General features: G+C 71.4%; 17 protein-coding genes and 1 pseudogene. 7 read left to right on the top strand and 11 right to left on the bottom strand.

All coding sequences use genetic code 11. The features are described from left to right. Positions 1 to 102: 102 nt before the first annotated feature. Both C8E83_RS15525 and C8E83_RS15520 read right to left on the bottom strand, forming a co-directional pair. On the bottom strand, positions 103 to 621 hold the full coding sequence (locus tag C8E83_RS15525; protein WP_121370863.1) for a methylated-DNA--[protein]-cysteine S-methyltransferase: 519 nt from the start codon (positions 619 to 621) through the stop codon (positions 103 to 105). Further along, positions 618 to 2,249, bottom strand: a complete 1,632-nt coding sequence (locus tag C8E83_RS15520) for an AlkA N-terminal domain-containing protein (RefSeq protein ID WP_121370862.1) — start codon at positions 2,247 to 2,249, stop codon at positions 618 to 620. Before C8E83_RS15520 ends, C8E83_RS15525 begins: the two co-directional genes overlap by 4 nt. 135 nt (positions 2,250 to 2,384) lie before the next feature. Here C8E83_RS15520 and C8E83_RS15515 point away from each other — a divergent pair, with 135 nt between their 5' ends. Beyond that, positions 2,385 to 3,575 carry an MFS transporter gene (locus tag C8E83_RS15515; protein WP_121370860.1) on the top strand — a complete coding sequence of 397 codons (1,191 nt, stop codon included), beginning with the start codon at positions 2,385 to 2,387 and terminating at the stop codon, positions 3,573 to 3,575. Positions 3,576 to 3,591: 16 nt separating this feature from the next. On the opposite strand, the gene C8E83_RS15510 is transcribed toward C8E83_RS15515, so the two are convergent. After that, entirely contained in the window at positions 3,592 to 4,434 is an 843-nt protein-coding gene (locus tag C8E83_RS15510; protein WP_121370858.1) for an alpha/beta fold hydrolase, read from the bottom strand. A gap of 90 nt (positions 4,435 to 4,524) precedes the next feature. Between C8E83_RS15510 and C8E83_RS15505 the strand changes: the two genes are divergently transcribed. Then, a complete protein-coding gene (locus C8E83_RS15505) occupies positions 4,525 to 5,049 on the top strand; it encodes a PaaI family thioesterase (protein ID WP_121370857.1) in 525 nt (174 codons plus the stop codon). 249 nt (positions 5,050 to 5,298) lie between these two features. Here C8E83_RS15505 and C8E83_RS15500 read toward each other — a convergent pair whose 3' ends face one another. Continuing rightward, positions 5,299 to 5,934, bottom strand: coding sequence for an MBL fold metallo-hydrolase (locus tag C8E83_RS15500; RefSeq protein ID WP_121370855.1), 636 nt, complete (start codon positions 5,932 to 5,934; stop codon positions 5,299 to 5,301). A gap of 57 nt (positions 5,935 to 5,991) precedes the next feature. On the opposite strand from C8E83_RS15500, the gene C8E83_RS15495 reads away from it, so the two are divergent. Then, the gene (locus tag C8E83_RS15495; RefSeq protein WP_121370853.1) at positions 5,992 to 6,453 is read left to right on the top strand and encodes a MarR family winged helix-turn-helix transcriptional regulator; all 462 of its coding nucleotides are present in this window, start codon (positions 5,992 to 5,994) and stop codon (positions 6,451 to 6,453) included. A 131-nt stretch (positions 6,454 to 6,584) separates the two neighbouring features. Here C8E83_RS15495 and C8E83_RS15490 read toward each other — a convergent pair whose 3' ends face one another. Continuing rightward, positions 6,585 to 7,523 carry a LysR family transcriptional regulator gene (locus tag C8E83_RS15490; RefSeq protein WP_121370851.1) on the bottom strand — a complete coding sequence of 313 codons (939 nt, stop codon included), beginning with the start codon at positions 7,521 to 7,523 and terminating at the stop codon, positions 6,585 to 6,587. A 280-nt stretch (positions 7,524 to 7,803) separates the two neighbouring features. Further along, positions 7,804 to 7,947, bottom strand: a complete 144-nt coding sequence (locus C8E83_RS19600; RefSeq protein ID WP_170159966.1) for a hypothetical protein — start codon at positions 7,945 to 7,947, stop codon at positions 7,804 to 7,806. Between the two features lie 239 nt (positions 7,948 to 8,186). Here C8E83_RS19600 and C8E83_RS15480 point away from each other — a divergent pair, with 239 nt between their 5' ends. Beyond that, on the top strand, positions 8,187 to 8,921 hold the full coding sequence (locus C8E83_RS15480; RefSeq protein WP_170159965.1) for a gamma-glutamyl-gamma-aminobutyrate hydrolase family protein: 735 nt from the start codon (positions 8,187 to 8,189) through the stop codon (positions 8,919 to 8,921). Between the two features lie 59 nt (positions 8,922 to 8,980). Here the strand turns inward: C8E83_RS15480 and mtnN are convergent, their stop codons facing one another. From mtnN to C8E83_RS15465, 3 genes and pseudogenes are all read right to left on the bottom strand, one after another. Continuing rightward, complete coding sequence (gene mtnN, locus C8E83_RS15475) at positions 8,981 to 9,757, bottom strand: 5'-methylthioadenosine/S-adenosylhomocysteine nucleosidase (RefSeq protein ID WP_245981718.1); 777 nt, start codon at positions 9,755 to 9,757, stop codon at positions 8,981 to 8,983. An 86-nt stretch (positions 9,758 to 9,843) separates the two neighbouring features. Continuing rightward, positions 9,844 to 10,293 (bottom strand): annotated as a pseudogene (locus tag C8E83_RS15470) (S-ribosylhomocysteine lyase); the annotation flags it as partial. Between the two features lie 24 nt (positions 10,294 to 10,317). After that, on the bottom strand, positions 10,318 to 10,773 hold the full coding sequence (locus C8E83_RS15465; protein WP_121370846.1) for a globin domain-containing protein: 456 nt from the start codon (positions 10,771 to 10,773) through the stop codon (positions 10,318 to 10,320). Between the two features lie 113 nt (positions 10,774 to 10,886). Between C8E83_RS15465 and C8E83_RS15460 the strand changes: the two genes are divergently transcribed. Continuing rightward, entirely contained in the window at positions 10,887 to 11,774 is an 888-nt protein-coding gene (locus C8E83_RS15460) for an oxidoreductase (protein ID WP_121371940.1), read from the top strand. Positions 11,775 to 12,025: 251 nt separating this feature from the next. After that, the gene (locus C8E83_RS15455) at positions 12,026 to 12,802 is read left to right on the top strand and encodes an SDR family NAD(P)-dependent oxidoreductase (protein WP_121370844.1); all 777 of its coding nucleotides are present in this window, start codon (positions 12,026 to 12,028) and stop codon (positions 12,800 to 12,802) included. A 114-nt stretch (positions 12,803 to 12,916) separates the two neighbouring features. Here the strand turns inward: C8E83_RS15455 and C8E83_RS15450 are convergent, their stop codons facing one another. Next, on the bottom strand, positions 12,917 to 13,738 hold the full coding sequence (locus C8E83_RS15450) for an aldo/keto reductase (protein ID WP_121370842.1): 822 nt from the start codon (positions 13,736 to 13,738) through the stop codon (positions 12,917 to 12,919). A gap of 58 nt (positions 13,739 to 13,796) precedes the next feature. Here C8E83_RS15450 and C8E83_RS15445 point away from each other — a divergent pair, with 58 nt between their 5' ends. Continuing rightward, a complete protein-coding gene (locus C8E83_RS15445; protein ID WP_121370841.1) occupies positions 13,797 to 14,231 on the top strand; it encodes a Dabb family protein in 435 nt (144 codons plus the stop codon). A 48-nt stretch (positions 14,232 to 14,279) separates the two neighbouring features. On the opposite strand, the gene C8E83_RS15440 is transcribed toward C8E83_RS15445, so the two are convergent. Further along, entirely contained in the window at positions 14,280 to 15,590 is a 1,311-nt protein-coding gene (locus C8E83_RS15440) for an MFS transporter (RefSeq protein WP_211331712.1), read from the bottom strand. Positions 15,591 to 15,641 lie beyond the last annotated feature (51 nt).

Here is a 15,641-nt window from a genome sequence, read left to right as displayed (position 1 = left end):
GCAGGGGCGGCGTCGGCCACCCCGTAACCGCCCCTGCGGGCCGCACCTGCGGCGTACGACGCAGGGGCGGCGCCGGCCACCCCGTGGTCGGACCCCGAGACCTTACGCGAACAGCGCCGGCTGCGACGGCACGACCTGGTAGCCCTCGTGCCCGAGCAGCCACTCCTTGCGCTCGATGCCGCCCCCGAAGCCCGTCATCGCGCCCGAGGCGCCGATCACGCGGTGGCACGGCACGATGATGCTCAGCGGGTTGCGGCCATTCGCCAACCCGACGGCGCGCACGGCCTTCGGGTTGCCGAGGGCGACCGCGAGCTCGCCGTAGGTGCGAGTCTCGCCGTAGGGGATCGCCCGCAACTGCTCCCACACGGCCAGCTGGAACGGCGTGCCCGCGGGCGCCGTCGGCAGATCGAACGTCGTGCGTTCGCCCGCGAAGTACTCGCCGAGCTGCCTCGTCACCTCGCCGAACACCTCGTCGGCGTCGTCGCCGGCCAGCCTCTCGCCGAACGTCGACACGTCGGGCGCGTGCCGGTGCTCGACCATGTAGAGCGCTCGGAGGGCGCCCGCGTCGTCGGCGACGAGCGTCAGCTCGCCGAGCGGGGAGTCGATCACGGTGTAGCTCATGCGGAGATCCTTTCGTCGTCGTCCGCGGGGACGGCCAGGCTGGTGCCCGCGTCGATGCGGGGGAGTGACGTGTCGGGCAGCGCGTTGACCGCGTGCGGGCTGGTGGCCCAGAGGTACTGGACGGCGTAGGAGCGCCACGGCGACCAGGCGAGCGAGGCCCGATCGGCGGCGGCACGCGACGCGACGGTCGCGGTGGGGATCAGCTCGAGCGCCGCCATGGCCTTGAGCACCCCGAGGTCGCTTCCGACCCAGGCATCAGGATCGCCGAGAGCCCGCATCGCGATCGTCTCGATGGTCCACGGCCCCACCCCCGGGAGGTCGAGGAGAGCCGCGCGGGTCTTCTGCCAGTCGGCTCCGGCCCCGAGGTCGACCCGGCCGTCGGCGAGGGCCTCGGCCAGGGCGAGGAGCGTGCGCCTCCGTGCGGCGGGCATGCGGAGGGCGGCGTCGAGGCGCGAGGGGGCGTCGGCCCCGGTCGGGCCGTCGGCGGGCTCCTGCGCCGCCGCCAGGATCTGCAGCGGCGTCGGGAACAGGTGCGTGAGCCCGCCGTTCGGGTCGTCGACGCGGTCGCCCAGCGCCGCGACGAGACGGCCGGCGTGGGTGCGGGCGGCCGCCGTCGAGACCTGCTGGCCGATGACGGCTCTGATCGCGAACGACTCCGGGTCCAGGATCCGGGGCACGCGACGCCCCGGCGCCGCCTCCACGAGCGCCGCGAGGTGCGGGTCGTGCCGCAGGGCGTCGCCGATCGCCACCGGATCGGCGTCGAGGTCGAGCAGGCGCCGGCAGCGACTGACCGCCGCCGCGAGGTCTCGGACGTCGCCGAGCCGCAGTGTCACCGGGAAGGCGCCGTCGACGGGCGGTCGCACCTCGACGATCGCCGCGCCGCGGGGGAGTCGGAGCGTGGCGCGGTAGGCACCGTCGCGGTACTCCTCCACGCCGGGGACGGCGGTGGCGACGAGGTGGCCAAGCAGGTTCGACGGATCGAGCGGCTTGCGGAACGGGAGGCGGAGGGAGACGACGGAGGAGCCGGCCGCCCCCGATCCTGCGCCCTGCCCGGCTCGGTCGACGCGGCGGCGCGAGGCCCGCAGCTCTCGGGGCGTCGAGGCGTAGGTCGCGCGGACGACGTCGTTGAAGGCGCGGATCGACGAGAACCCGGCAGCGAAGGCGATGTCGGCCATCGACAGCTCGGTGCCCTCGATCAGCGTTCGGGCCGACTGGGCGCGCTGCGCCTGGGCGAGGGCGGCGGGGCCGGCGCCGAGCTCGTCGCGCAGGAGCCGCTCGAGCTGACGGGTGCTGTAGCCGAGGCGTTCGGCGAGCGCGGGGACGCCGTCGCGGTCGACCACGCCGTCGGCGATGAGACGCATGGCCCGGGCCACGGTGTCGCTGCGGACGTTCCACTCGGGCGAGCCGGGCGTCGCGTCGGGGCGGCAGCGCTTGCAGGCGCGGTAGCCGGCGGCCTGGGCGGCGGCGGCCGAAGGATAGAACGTCATGTTCTCGTCTTTGGGCGTGCGCGCCGGGCAGCTCGGCCGACAGTAGATGCCGGTCGACGAGACGGCGGTGTAGAAGAAGCCGTCGAACCGCGGGTCGCGGCTCTTCACTGCGCCGAGGCAGAGGGTGTCGTCGAGAAGCATGGGTCCAGTCTCCCTCGTGCCGCCGACATCGACTGGCGAGAAAACGACATCGCAGTGGGGTCTCGCGAGACGGGGTGCGGTGGTACCTGCCATCTCGCGGGAGCGCGGCACTCGGGCGAGCGAGAATAGATCCAAATGAGAAATCTGCGACTCGTCACGATCGTGATGGCCCTGACCTGCGGGTTCACCGTGGCCAACATCTACTACTCGCAGCCGCTGCTCGGTCTGATCGCGTCGCGTTTCGGAGTCACCGAGAGCGCGGCGGCGCTGATCGTGACGCTGACGCAGCTGGGGTATGCGCTCGGGATGATCCTGGTGGTGCCGCTCGGCGACAAGCTGGAGAATCGCGGGCTGGCCGCGTGGACCCTGCTCGGGACGGCGGCGGCGCTGCTCGTGGCCGCGCTCGCGCCGACGTTCTCGGTGTTCCTGGCCGTGTCGGTGCTCGTCGGCATCACGTCGGTGGTGGTGCAGGTGATCGTGCCGATCGCGGCCAACCTCGCGCCGGAGGGGCAGGGCGGGCGCGTCGTCGGCCAGGTCATGATGGGGCTGCTGCTCGGGATCCTGCTGGCCCGCACCCTGTCGAGCTTCGTCGCGGCGGCGTGGGGCTGGCAGACGATCTACCTGATCTCGGCGGGCGTCATGGTGGTGCTGTCGATCACGCTGTTCCGCGTGCTGCCTCGTCGGGTTCCGCACTCGCCCGCGACGTACTGGGCGCTCGTGAAGTCGATGGGCACCCTGGTTCGGCGGCATGAGCCGCTGCGGCGCCGGGCGCTCAGCCAGGCGCTGATGTTCGGGGCGTTCACGGCGTACTGGACGGCGATCTCGTTCCACCTCATCTCGCGCTTCGGCTTCGGGCAGACGGCGATCGGCCTGTTCGCCCTCGTCGGCGCGGCCGGTGCCCTCGCGGCCCCGGTCGCCGGGCGGCTCGCCGACCGCGGCCTCGGGCACGTGGCCAGCGGCGGGGCGCTCGTGCTCGCGCTGCTCGCCGCCGTCATCGCGCTCGTCTCGGGCGGCGACATCGTCCTGCTCGCCCTCGGCGGCGTACTCCTCGACTTCGCGGTGCAGAGCCACCAGGTGATCGGCCAGCACGAGGTGTACGCGCTCGACCCGGGCGCTCGCTCGCGGATCAACAGCGTCTACATGTTCACGCTGTTCGTCGGCGGGTCCATCGCGTCGGCGATCACCGGCGCGCTCTACTCGGCGGGCGGCTGGCCGGTCGTGTGCGTCTTCGAGGCGGCGCTGCCGATCGTCGGGTTGATCATCTGGGGCGTGCACCACGTGCGGCACGTGCGCCCCGGCCGATTGGCGCTGCCCGCTCGCGGGTAGGCCACGGCCACGCGCCCTACCGCGCGAGCAGCCAGTCCAGCGCCATCGGAAGCGTTCGCAGGATCGAGATGTGGCCGTCGTCCGGCCGCATCCACAGCTCCGTGCCGCAGGCGTCGAACAGCCACTGCCCGTGCGACGCCGGCACCACGCGGTCCAGCCCGCCCTGCACCACCAGCACCGGCACGGTGATGGCCCGCACGTCGAACCCCCAGTCGCCCGCGAACGCCAGGTCGTCGTCGACGAGGCCCTCGTCGCCCTCCGCGCCCGCCCGACCGGCGTCCTCGCCGAGCGAGCCCCACTCGCCCCGCAGGGTCTCGTAGTCCGCGTCGATGAAGCTCGACGGGTCGAACTCGTCGGTGAGCGCGAACTCCTCCCGGGCGCCGCGGCCCCGACGGGCCGCCCGCAGACCTCCCGGCGCCTGCATGCCGGCGAACCAGTCGCCCCCGAACCCGGGCGCGTCGGAGTACGGCGCGATCCCCGCCAGAGTCGCCGCGCCCGCAACACGATCGCCGAGCAGCGCGGCGGCCGCGAGCGAGTGGGGTCCGCCGCCCGAGGCACCGACCGCGAAGAGCTCTCCGAGCCCGAGGGCGTCGCAGATCGCCCGGACGTCGACCACGGCATCAGCCACGGCGCGCCCCGGCAGACGAGTCGAACCGCCGTACCCGGGGCGGCCGTACGAGACCACCCGCAGACCCCGCGACGCGGCGGCCTCGACGACGGGGGCGAGCAGGGCTCCCGTCTGCGGAGAACCGGTCTGCCAGAGGAGCGTGGGCTGCTCCTGCGCCCCGCCGACCACCCCGGTGTCGTGCACCCGCAGCGTGCGGCCCCCGACCGTGACATCTCTCTGCTCGCCGATCATGGCCGTGAGCGTAGACCCCGTCGGTGACGCTAGGGTGAGCCTGGGTTTCACCCGGCAAGCCAGCAGGCGGCGCACGACGAAGGGGTCGAGATGACAGACGCAGGATCCGACAGCACCACGGCAGAGACCACCACCCGCCAGAAGACGGTCACGTGGCACGACCCGCGGGAGTCGGCCCTCGCGGCGCGGAAGATGGCCGGACTCGAGTTCATGCAGGCGCTGCTCGCCGGGGAACTGCCGCCGCCGCCGATCCTGTCGCTGATGAACCTCACCGCCGTCTCGGCCGTCGAAGGCGAGGTCGTCTTCGAGTGCACGCCCGACGAGTCGCACTACAACCCGATCGGGTCGGTGCACGGCGGGTTCGTCTGCACGGTGCTCGACTCCGTGCTCGGGTGCGCCGCGCAGACCACCCTGCCGGCCGGGCAGGGCTACACGTCGCTCGAGATCAAGGTGAACTACCTGCGCGGGCTCACCGCGTCGAGCGGGAAGCTCACCGCCGTCGGCCGCGTCACCAAGCCCGGACGCCGCGCCTGCTTCGCCGAGGGCGAGGTGCGCGACGCCGACGGGAAGCTGGTGGCGACGGCGTCGAGCACGCTACTGGTGTTCCCCGTCTGAGCCAACCTTTCCGCCAGCCCGCGCTCTTCGTGTCGCCCGCCCCGCCTTGCCGCGCCGGGGCCCGGTCGTGCCGGGATTCGGTAATTCAGGCTCCACTCGACGCGCCCGGGCGCACGCCCGTGCAACGACGGCCACGCACCCGCGGGTCGCGCACGCGGAACCTGAATTGCCGAACACGCCGCACGGGTGGCGGCAGACGACGACGGCCGCCCACCCCGAGGGGCGAGCAGCCGTCGGCGGCGGGGCGAATCAGACCTCGGTCGACTCGCCGTCGGCGAGCGTCACGAGCTCGATGCCGGTGAGCTGCTGCGAGAACTGCGCGAACGACCCGCGACCCGCCTCGCTCAGCATCAGGTCGTGGATCTGGATCGCCTTCGCGGGCTTGACCTCGCGCACGTAGTCGACGAGCTCCCCGAGCTTCGCCCACGGGCCGCTGGTCGGCACGAGCAGCGTCTGCACCTCGGCAGCCGGCGCGAAGTAGGCGTCGCCCGGGTGGTAGACGTTCCCGTCGACGAGGTAGCCGACGTTCGACATGAGCGGGATGTCGGGGTGGATGATCGCGTGGTCCTCACCGAAGACGGTGATGTCGAAGCCCGCGGCGTCGAACGTGTCGCCGGCCTTGACCGCGGTGACCCGGCCGTCGTGGTCGCCGAGCTCGGCGGCGACGTTCGCGGGCGCCCAGACGCGCAGCGAGAGCTGGGCGTCGAGGGCGGCGTTCAGGACACCGGCGTCGAAGTGGTCGGGGTGGTCGTGGGTGATGAGCACGGCCGTGGTGCCGGCGACCAGTTCCGCGGAGTTCGGGGTGTACGCACCCGGGTCGATGACCAGGGTGGAATCGCCCTTCGTGAGCACGACGGTGGCGTGGGTGTACTTCGTGAGTTCCATGTGGCCCTTCTCGAGTTCGGTGCTTCACACTATACAGTCAGACTGTATTGTTGGCGCATGGTCGACGACGCGAACACGGTCCCGAGCTCCGGAGAGTTCACCCTCGACGACGCCAACGAGCTGCGCCGCGCGATCGGCGAGAGCGTCCGCGCCAGCCGCCTCGCCGAACCGCACCCCGAGGGTCAGCTCGAGGCCCTCGGCTACCTGGCGCGCGATGGCGCCCAGAGCATCGCCTCGCTCGCCCGCCTGCGACGCATCCGCCACCAGAGCATGAGCGCCACGGTCGCCGAGCTCGAGAACCGCGGACTCGTCTCGCGCGCCGCCGACCCTGCCGACGCGCGAGGTGTCCTCGTGTCGATCACGGCCGCAGGAGCCGAGGTCATCCGCCAGTCCCGCATCGACCGCTCCACCCGGCTGAAGAACGCCGCCGACCAGGCTCTCTCCCCGGACGAACGCGCGCTCCTGGTCGGCACCGCCGCCCTCCTCGATCGGCTCGTGGAGGCCCTTCGGGCGCAGTAGCCCCGGCCGCACGCCGCAATTCGCGACCGAATCGGGGCCGGCGCCACACCCGTCACCGCAGGCCTGCGGGCCGGCGCGCGCCGCGGTCGCGAAATGCGGCGGCACGAACGCCGGGGGCGGGGTGACGAGACTCAGGACGAGGCGAGTGCCCGATCCTGCGCGTTGACCGCGGCCCGCGCCACGGCGAGGCAGGCCGAGATGGCGGGGTCGCGTTGACTGGTGGTGCGCGTGAGGCCGACGATGCTGCGGTAGAGGTCGGGCTTCAGCTCGAGCGCGACGATGTCGGGGTTCGAGCGGGCGATGGTCTCAGGCAGGAGGGCGATGCCGGCGCCGGTGGCGACGACGGCTGCAAGCACGTCGAGGCCCTCGAACTCCCAGCGGCGGCGCGGTTCGACGGCGAGTCGCGACAGCCAGTCGTCGGCGGCGGCGCGACTGTCTTTGCCGACGGGCGCCGAGAGCCAGGTGTAGAGCGGGATGATCTTCCGCAGTGACGCGGTCGAGAGCGGGGCGTCGTCCTGCCAGTCGACCGCCTCGTGCATCTCGCCCACCGCGAGCACGACGGGCTCGCGCCGCAATACGGAGAGAGTCAGCCCGGCCGGGGCGGCTGGGGTGCGCTGCGACCAGTCGTCGGTGACGACCAGGTCGGCGGCACCGTCGTGGAGGGCGCTGACCCCGCCCTCGTTGGTGCGCTGCTCGCGGGCCAGGATCTGGAGGCCGGCGTGGTCGTCCTGCAACTGTGCGAACTGCGGCGCGAGCAGAGCCGCGAGACCGGGGATGCAGTGGATCTCGACGCTCCCGGAGATCGTGCCCGCCCGCTCTCGCATGAGGTTCTGCGCGTATTCGACGGCCCCGAGGATGAAGTCGGCCTGCTCGGCCAGATCGCGGCCCGCCGCGGTGAGGTTCGCGCTGCGCGCCGTGCGCTCGATCAGGGCGACGCCGGCCTCGCGCTCGAGGGTCGCGAGCTGCTGCGAGACGGCCGACGACGAGTACCCGAGTTCGGCCGCGGCCGCGGCGATGCTGCCGAGCGAGCGGAAGCGCTGCAGGATCTCTAGTCGGTGCAGATCGAGCATCGGTTCTCCTTACGCTGACCCCAGGTAAGAGCCGGTTGTTCCGATGGTGACACGTCGTCACAATGGAATCAAGACTTCGGCGGAACCGCCGCCGCCACCCCGACAGAAAGGTGTCATCATGACCACCACGAACCCCATCGTCCGCGCTCTCTCCGCCATCGTCACCGAGGCCCGTCACGCCAGCAACGGCGTCGTCGCCCGCCCCGCCGGTCGTCGCTGAGCCCAGCGCGCTGCACCCGAAGGCCCCGTCTCCACCAGGAGGCGGGGCCTTCGTCGTGCCTCAGCGCCTGTGCACGCGGAGCCACCACGCCGCAAGGGCGCCCACTTGCAGCGCCAGGAGGACGGCGCCGAGCGTCCGCATCAGAGCGTCATTGAAGGTGATCCCCACGGCGAGTGCCGTGACACCGGCCGTGACGACGGCCACGATGCAGATCCACCTGCCCCGCGACGGACGACTCGTCGAGTTCGAAGTCATGGCCACGCCGCAGCGAGCAGGCCGGCCGCCACGGCCGTCGTGATGAAAGTAGGTGTGCGCATGATGCTCCTGATCCGTCGTGCGACTCCGCCGACTCAGGAATTATTAACACCAGACATTTCACGTACTGTCAAGGCGATCCGCAAACCTTGGCATGGGTCGCACCACCGATACGGAAAGATCGTCACGTGACCGCAGATCGACCCCGCCTCCTCATCGTCGACGTCTCCGATCGCGATCGCGACGACCCCCTCTACGGCAAGAGCCTGCGCGAACTGAGCGCGAGCGTCGCCGATGCGGCAGCCCGGGCGGGATTCGCCGTGCAGCGCGTTGCGTCCGACGGCCCGAGCCTCGTGGCCGAGCTGGACCGCGCGGACGCGGTGGTGCTCACCGGGGGTGAGGACGTGGATCCTGCTCTCTACGGCGGGGCCGAGAGCTACCCGCACCGGGGCCAGATCTTCGCCGACGCCGACCGCGCCCAGGTCGCGCTCGTGCGCGAGTGCGTGACCGACGCCGTGCCGCTGATCGGCATCTGCCGCGGCATGCAGGTGATCAACGTGGCCCTCGGCGGCGACCTCGTACAGCATCTCGAGGGCGGCGGGCACGTGAGCGACGGGCCGGCCGACGGCCCCATGCTCGCGCACACGGTCGACGTCGAGGACGACAGCGACCTCGCGCGCATCGTGGGCTCGACGACGCTCACAGTGCAGTCGTCGCACCATCAGGCCGTCGGGCGCCCCGGCCGCGGCCTCCGCATCGTCGCCCGGGCCGACGACGGCACGATCGAGGCGGTCGAGCACGAGTCGGCGCCTCTGTGGGCGGTGCAGTGGCATCCCGAAGACGCAGGATCGACGGGAACCGTCCTCGCCGACATGCTCGACGCCGCCCGCGCCCGCGTCGTGCCCCGCCCCGCCACGCCCTGAGCCGTGAGGTTCCACGTTCTGCGGGTGTGAGGCTCGGCGGATCAGCAGATCGAGGACACTCAGCTCGCAGGCGAGGAAGAGAGAGCGGCGAGCAGGGCGAGCACGACCCTCGCGGAACGATCGGCGGCGTCGTCGACGTGCGTGTCGAAGTCTCCTGACGGCGGCGGCACGGCCAGGTCGGAGATCCCCCGGATCGACACGAACGGAAACCCGTAGACCGAGCACACCTGCGCGATGGCGAGCGTCTCCATCTCGGTCGCGAGCACTCCCGGGAACCCCGCGCGCACGCGGGCCACGGCGTCCGGAGTCGCCACGAAGGCGTCACTCGACACGATGAGTCCCTGCCGCACCACGATCGGCACGCCGGCCGCGTCGGCGACCGACGTCAGGCTCGCCGCCGCGGCGAGCGCCCCGGCATCCGCCGCATACGACGCCGGCATCTGCGGCGTCTGCCCGGGGGCGTACCCGAACACCTGCGCGTCGGCACCCCCGTTGACCGTGGTCGTGCCGACGATCACGTCGCCGACGCGCACGTCCGCGCCGACGCCTCCCGCGGATCCTGCGCTCACGACCAGGGGCCGAGAGGCAGCAGGATCAGGAGCGCCGACCAGCAGAAGCGCCTCGGCCGTCGCCGCCGCCGCGTTCACGAGCCCGATTCCCGAGCGGACGACCAGAATGGTGCGCCCGTCGAGGGTCACGATGCGGTGCTCGGCGTGCCCGTACCGCGCAGGGTCCGCCACGGTCGTCGCGCGCGACAGGAACGGCTCGGCCTCCTCGGCCATCGCCGTGATGACGACGGCGTCGACGGACACGGACCCGGCGGGGAAGCCGCTCACGCGGACGCGGAGCCCGACGTGGAGCTGGCCACTGAGCCCGACGCGGGCGCGGGCGAAGCCGGCGCGGACGCACCAGCCGCCGACGACGCCGTGACCGTGCTCCACCCGTCGCGCTCGGCGAGGAAGCCGCGGACTGCCTCCTGCGCCCCCTCGAGCGAGTGGTTCGCGCCCCAGCCGCACTGCACCTCGTTGGCCGCGGGCACCTCGGTGGCATCGAGGATGTCGCGCATCGTCGCCTCGATCAGAGTGAGCACGTCGTCGTACGAGGGCTCGCCGTGCAGCGTCAGGTAGAAGCCGGTCTGGCAGCCCATGGGCGAGAAGTCGATGACCTCGTCGCTGTGATTGCGCGAGTACTCGGCGAAGAGGTGCTCGATCGAGTGGACCGTCTTCATCTCGAGGTGGGCCTGGTTGGGCTGGGTGAAGCGCACGTCGTACTTGTCGATCACGCTGCCCGTGGGGAGCGCCTTGTGGTCGGCGAGGCGCACGTAGGGAGCCTCGACGGTGCGGTGATCGAGGTTGAAGGATTCGACGTTCATGCGTGACTGGTCCACGCGATCAGGCTACCCCGGGCCGCTGACGCTCCATCGGGGCACGGGCAGCCCGTCCGGGATCCCCGCGACCCCGGCCGGATGCTCGGCGAGCCGCCGAGTGGCTGCCGCGAAGTACGACACGAGAGAGGCTCCGACCGCCGCGTCACGGTCGAGCCCCACGTCGGCGATGGCCCCCTCGAAGCACGCGATGGCGCGGTCGTCCATGTCGCGGTGCTCTCCGTTGCCGGAGTGCAGCCGTACGACGAAGCTCTCGTCGGCGATCGACGACGAGTAGACGGCCGGCCCGCCGAGCGCCTCGCCCCAGTAGGCGGCCAAGCGACGCAGGTGATCGGGGTGCTGCCCGGGGTGCGAGAAGGCGTGGCTCACGACCGGGTCGGCCAGGCAGCGCGCGTGCCAGGCCTCCGCGGGCGCGAGGAGACCCTCGGCACCGCCCGCGGCCTCGTAGAGAGACGTGGCGTCGGCCATGGCGGAAGGGTACGCCCGGCGTGGGTGCGGCGACCGTCGGATCCTGGTCCCCTCGCTCCTAGGGACGACCGGGGCTCTGCCTGCCCCGAGGCAGCGGGCGCAGAGTGGAGGGCATGACAGACGCGACAGCAGCAGACGCACTCCCCGCTCTTCCCGGCGGCACCTTCACGATGGCCGACGACCTCACCGTCACGCGCATGGGCTACGGCGCGATGCAGCTCGCCGGCCCGCACGTGTTCGGGCCGCCGAAGGACCACGACGAGGCTCTCCGCGTGCTCCGGACCGTGGTCGAAATGGGCATCACGCACATCGACACGTCCGACTTCTACGGGCCCTTCGTCACCAACCGCCTCATCAAGGAGGCGCTGCACCCCTACCCCGCCGGCCTCCACCTCGTCACGAAGATCGGTTCGGTGCGCGACGACGAGGGCAACTGGATCCCGTCGCACAGCCCCGAGTCGCTGCGCGAGCAGGTCGAGAGCAACCTGACGAACCTGGGTCTCGACCAGCTCGACGTCGTGAACGTGCGCGTCGGAGGCTTCGACAGCCCGACTCCCGGGTCGATCGCCGGGCCCTTCGAGGCGGCCGCTGCGATGCAGCAGGAGGGGCTCATCAAGCACCTCGGAGTCAGCACCGTGAACGCCGAGCAGATCGCCGAGGCACAGTCGATCGCGCCGATCGTGACGGTGCAGAACTTCTACAACCTCGCCAATCGGCAGGACGACGCGCTCATCGACTCGCTCGCCGCGCAGGGCATCTCGTACGCGCCGTACTTCCCGCTGGGCGGATTCTCGCCGCTCCAGTCGTCGACGCTCGACGACGTCGCGACCCGCCTCGGGGCGACGCCGATGGCCGTGGCCCTCGCCTGGCTGCTGCAGCGATCGCCGAACATCCTGCTGATTCCGGGCACGTCGTCCGTCGCGCACCTCCGCGACAACGTCGCAGGAGCAGCGCTCACGCTCGACGACGAGGCCCTCTCCGCTCTGAACGCCCTCGCGTAGCGGCCGCGCCGCGCCGCCCCGCGCCGCCCCGCGCCGCGAGCCCGCCGAGACACCCTCGAACCGACGCCGCCAGGCCCTGTGTGGCCCCCTTCGCGTCGGGCCGAGGGTGTCTCGCGCTCGGGTAACGGCGTGATCGACCAGATGATCGAGGTCCTGGCGGATAGCGTCGAAATCGGTCAACCGGTTAGGGTGGCGGCAGGCGGTGCACCAGTCGCACGCCGACGACGACAGCCACCATCGACGGAGATGACATGACCGACAGACTCACCGGCAAGAAGATCCTCGTGACGGGGGCGGCCTCCGGCATCGGCCGGCAGGTCGCCACCCGGTTCGTCGCCGAGGGGGCGAGGGTGGCCTTCGCCGACCGCGACCAGCCCGGCGCCGCGACGGCCGCCCAGGCCGCACTCGAGGCGGCTGGCGCAGGAGCCGAGGCCCTCGCCATCGACATGGACATCACCGACGAGCAGTCGGTCACCGCGGCGTACGCGGCCGTCGCCGACCGCGGCTGGACGCTCGACGTGGTGGTCGCGAACGCCGGCGTGCAGCTGTTCGGGCGCGACGCGAAGGCCGCCGACCTCGACCTCGACGTGTGGAAGGCGACCGTCGATGTCAACCTGACCGGCACGTTCCTCACGGTGAAGCATGCGGTTCGCGGGTTCGTCGAGCACGGGGGAGGGTCGCTGATCCTGACCGGAAGCCCCACGGGTCTCAACGGCGAGGGTCAGGACTTCACGGCGTACTCGACCACGAAGGCGGGGATCCACGGCATGGCTCGCACCGTCGCCGCCGCGTACGCGGGGCAGGGCGTGCGCGCCAACGTGGTGGTTCCCGGCTACACCGAGACGCCGCTCGTGACAACTATCTCGGGCGATCCGTCGTCGCGGGCGGCGATCGTCTCGCGCACGCCGCTCGGCCGCCCGGGCCGCCCCGAGGACGTCGAGGGGATCATGGTCTATCTCGCGAGCGACGAGTCGTCGTTCGCCACGGGGGCGATCTTCCGGGTCGACGGCGGGATGACGTCGCTGTAGCCGGGCGGAGTCCGGGCGACTTCCGTCACCCCGGGCGAACGCGATCGCCCGGAGTGCGTGAAGTCGCCCGGAATCGCGCAGCGTGAGGCGGGCGGCTGGCCCGCCTCCAGCCGCCTACGCGGTCGTGTCGGTCAGCCCGTCGAGGAACTCGAGGTCGGAGCCCGAGATGACGAAGTCGACGTCGGCGTTCTCGACGATGCGCGACGGCGTCGTGGTCTTCGGCAGGGGCAGGACGTCCTTCTCGAGGAGGTAGCGGATGCAGAGCTGCGCGACGCTCTTGTCGTACTTCGCCGCGATCGAGGCCACGTCGGCGTTGTCGAGAATGGCGCCGGTCGCGAGCGGCGAGTAGCCCTCGACGAGGATGTCGCGCTCCTTGCAGTAGGCGGTCGTGTCGCCTTGCGTGAAGCCGACGAACCACCGGATCTGATTCGCGTGCGGCGTGATGTCGGTCGCCGAGGCCAGGTTCTCGAGGTCGGCGACGTTGAAGTTCGACACGCCGATCGAGCGGGAGCGCTTGGCGTCGTAGACCTCCTCGAGCACCTTCCAGACCTCGATGTTGCCGGCGCGGTGGTCGGAGCCCATGTCGTTCCACGGCCACGGCGCGTGGATCAGGTACAGGTCGACGTAGTCCATCTCGAGGGCCGACATCGTCGTCTCGAAGCTGGCGCGGGCGGCGTCGGCGTTCTTCACCTCGGCGGGAAGCTTGGTCGTGACGAAGATCTCGTCGCGCGGGATCCCCGAGTCGCGGATCGCGCGGCCGACACTGGCCTCGTTGCCGTAGGCGCGGGCGGTGTCGATGTGGCGGTAGCCGGCCTCGAGGGCTGCGGCCACCGAGTCGTAGGCGACGGGTCCGTCGGGGATCTGCCACGTGCCGAAGCCGATCTTCGGGATCGTGACGCCGTTGGACAGGGTGAACGTGTCGATGAGAGCGGGCATGCAGCCGACGCTACTCCCGCGTAATCCTCCCGACGCACGCGAGCGCTAGCGTGGCCCCATGACGACCGTCTCGCTGACCACCCGCAACTTGACCGGCACCGAGGCCGCCGAGGTGACCGCCCGCGACTACCGACCGGGGCTGGTGCGGCACGTCGTGCTGTTCCGTTTCCGCGAGGGCGTCGACCAGGCGGCGCAGGAGCAGGCGGAAGCCCGCTTCCGGGCACTCGCCGACGCGCCTCGCCACGACGGCGCCCCCTACGTCGTGTCGATCGTCGCGGGCCCGCAGACGTCGCCCGAAGACACCGACCACGTCGTCGACCTGGGCTTCATCGTGACGTTCGCGTCGGAGGGCGACCGCAATTACTACGTCGGGCAGCCCGTCGTCACCGACCCCGCCTACTTCTGCGCCGCCCACGACGCCTACAAGGCCTTCGTCGGGCCCTTGCTCGACGACGTGATCGTCTTCGACCTGATCGACCCCGCCGACCGCTGAGGCCGACGGGCCCCCGCACACGACGGGACGGCGGGCCGGCAGGACCGCCTACGGCCGCAGGATGCCGGCCTCGCGCAGCTCCGCCCGCGCCTCGTCGAGGTCCTTCGCCTCGACCGTGAACGCGTTGAAGCGCGCCTTGCGGAACGCCAGGTAGCCGACGAGCAGCCCGACGAAGACGACGGCCGTGAGGATCGCGTACATCGTCAGCGGGATCGTCAGCAGCGACGGCGTCACGAGAGCGAGCGCACCGGCGGCCACACGCGCCACGGCGATGATCGTGCCCTGCACGGACGAGCGCAGCAGCGTCGGGAACGACTCCTGGCTCCAGATCTTCATGATCGCCTCGAACGCGAAGGCGCCGCCGATCGCGTTGGCGAACTGCATGACGATCAGCGTGGCGAACGAGAAGCCCATGACGAGCGGGGCGCCGAAGGCGATCACGTAGAAGATCGCGCCGCCGATGAAGAACGGCATCCGCAGCCGCGTGTCGGCGATGCGGGTGAACAGCAGCGCGAGCAGCAGCCCGACCGGAACGCCGATGAGGTTGATCAGCGAGTTCAGCTGCACCGAGATGTGCACGACGTTCACGGCGACGTAGGTGCCGAACTGGCCACCGGTGTTCGCGCCGAGGTTGGTGAGCGTGTAGAAGACGAGCAGCGCCAGGAAGGGCACGAGGTAGATCCGCTGCTTGAAGACGTCGCGGATTCCGACGCGCTCGGAGCGCAGCGTCTTCGCTCCTGACCGCTTCTCGTCGCGGGCGCCGGTCCACTTGTCGGACTCGGGGATCGTGAGGCGGAACATCAGCACGAGCAGCGCGATCACGCCGACCGCGCCGAACATGATCTGGCCGCCGGTGCGCCCCATGCCTCCGACGATCGACGAGATGATGTACGTGCCGAGGATTCCGCCGTACCAGAGCACCTGCGAGAACGACACGAGCTTGCCGCGCGACTTGTCGCTGGCCGCCTCCGACACCGTCGCGAGCGACACGGGCAGATCGGCGCCCGTGCCCAGGCCGACGAGCACCGTCGCGACGAACAGCAGCACGTAGCCGTTGGCGAGCACCAGGAGCCCGGATCCGATCACGACCATCGTCATCGTCGCGAGGAACACGCTGCGACGCCCGAACAGGTCGCCGAGACGCCCGCCCGACAGCGCGCCGATGGCGATGCTGAAGGTGAGGGCCGCCGAGAGCACGCCGATCTCGGTCGCGCTGACGGTCTTCGCCTGCTGGTAGAGCACGAGCGCCGTGCCCGACGAGACGATCGCGGCCGAGTCGATGTACGACGCCATGCCGGAGATCACCGCCACCCACCACTCGTTGGGCCGTTTCTTCTGTTCGGCGACACTCGTTGTCATTGCGTTCTCCTTTGAACTGCCGGCTGCGGCACGTGCGGCGCCGCGTGTGCG

This window comes from Frondihabitans australicus (assembly GCF_003634555.1).
GTDB lineage: Bacteria > Actinomycetota > Actinomycetes > Actinomycetales > Microbacteriaceae > Frondihabitans > Frondihabitans australicus.
The sequence above is the reverse complement of the archived record's forward strand: the minus strand, read 5'-3'. Positions and strand labels throughout refer to the sequence as shown.

Bases quoted from the DNA above. Each gene is read 5' to 3' on its own strand.
- C8E83_RS15525 (WP_121370863.1), bottom strand. From the start codon at position 621: ATGAGCTACACCGTGATCGACTCCCCGCTCGGCGAGCTGACGCTCGTC.
- C8E83_RS15520 (WP_121370862.1), bottom strand. From the start codon at position 2,249: ATGCTTCTCGACGACACCCTCTGCCTCGGCGCAGTGAAGAGCCGCGAC.
- C8E83_RS15515 (WP_121370860.1), top strand. From the start codon at position 2,385: ATGAGAAATCTGCGACTCGTCACGATCGTGATGGCCCTGACCTGCGGG.
- C8E83_RS15510 (WP_121370858.1), bottom strand. From the start codon at position 4,434: ATGATCGGCGAGCAGAGAGATGTCACGGTCGGGGGCCGCACGCTGCGG.
- C8E83_RS15505 (WP_121370857.1), top strand. From the start codon at position 4,525: ATGACAGACGCAGGATCCGACAGCACCACGGCAGAGACCACCACCCGC.
- C8E83_RS15500 (WP_121370855.1), bottom strand. From the start codon at position 5,934: ATGGAACTCACGAAGTACACCCACGCCACCGTCGTGCTCACGAAGGGC.
- C8E83_RS15495 (WP_121370853.1), top strand. From the start codon at position 5,992: ATGGTCGACGACGCGAACACGGTCCCGAGCTCCGGAGAGTTCACCCTC.
- C8E83_RS15490 (WP_121370851.1), bottom strand. From the start codon at position 7,523: ATGCTCGATCTGCACCGACTAGAGATCCTGCAGCGCTTCCGCTCGCTC.
- C8E83_RS15465 (WP_121370846.1), bottom strand. From the start codon at position 10,773: ATGGCCGACGCCACGTCTCTCTACGAGGCCGCGGGCGGTGCCGAGGGT.
- C8E83_RS15460 (WP_121371940.1), top strand. From the start codon at position 10,887: ATGACAGACGCGACAGCAGCAGACGCACTCCCCGCTCTTCCCGGCGGC.
- C8E83_RS15455 (WP_121370844.1), top strand. From the start codon at position 12,026: ATGACCGACAGACTCACCGGCAAGAAGATCCTCGTGACGGGGGCGGCC.
- C8E83_RS15450 (WP_121370842.1), bottom strand. From the start codon at position 13,738: ATGCCCGCTCTCATCGACACGTTCACCCTGTCCAACGGCGTCACGATC.
- C8E83_RS15445 (WP_121370841.1), top strand. From the start codon at position 13,797: ATGACGACCGTCTCGCTGACCACCCGCAACTTGACCGGCACCGAGGCC.
- C8E83_RS15440 (WP_211331712.1), bottom strand. From the start codon at position 15,590: ATGACAACGAGTGTCGCCGAACAGAAGAAACGGCCCAACGAGTGGTGG.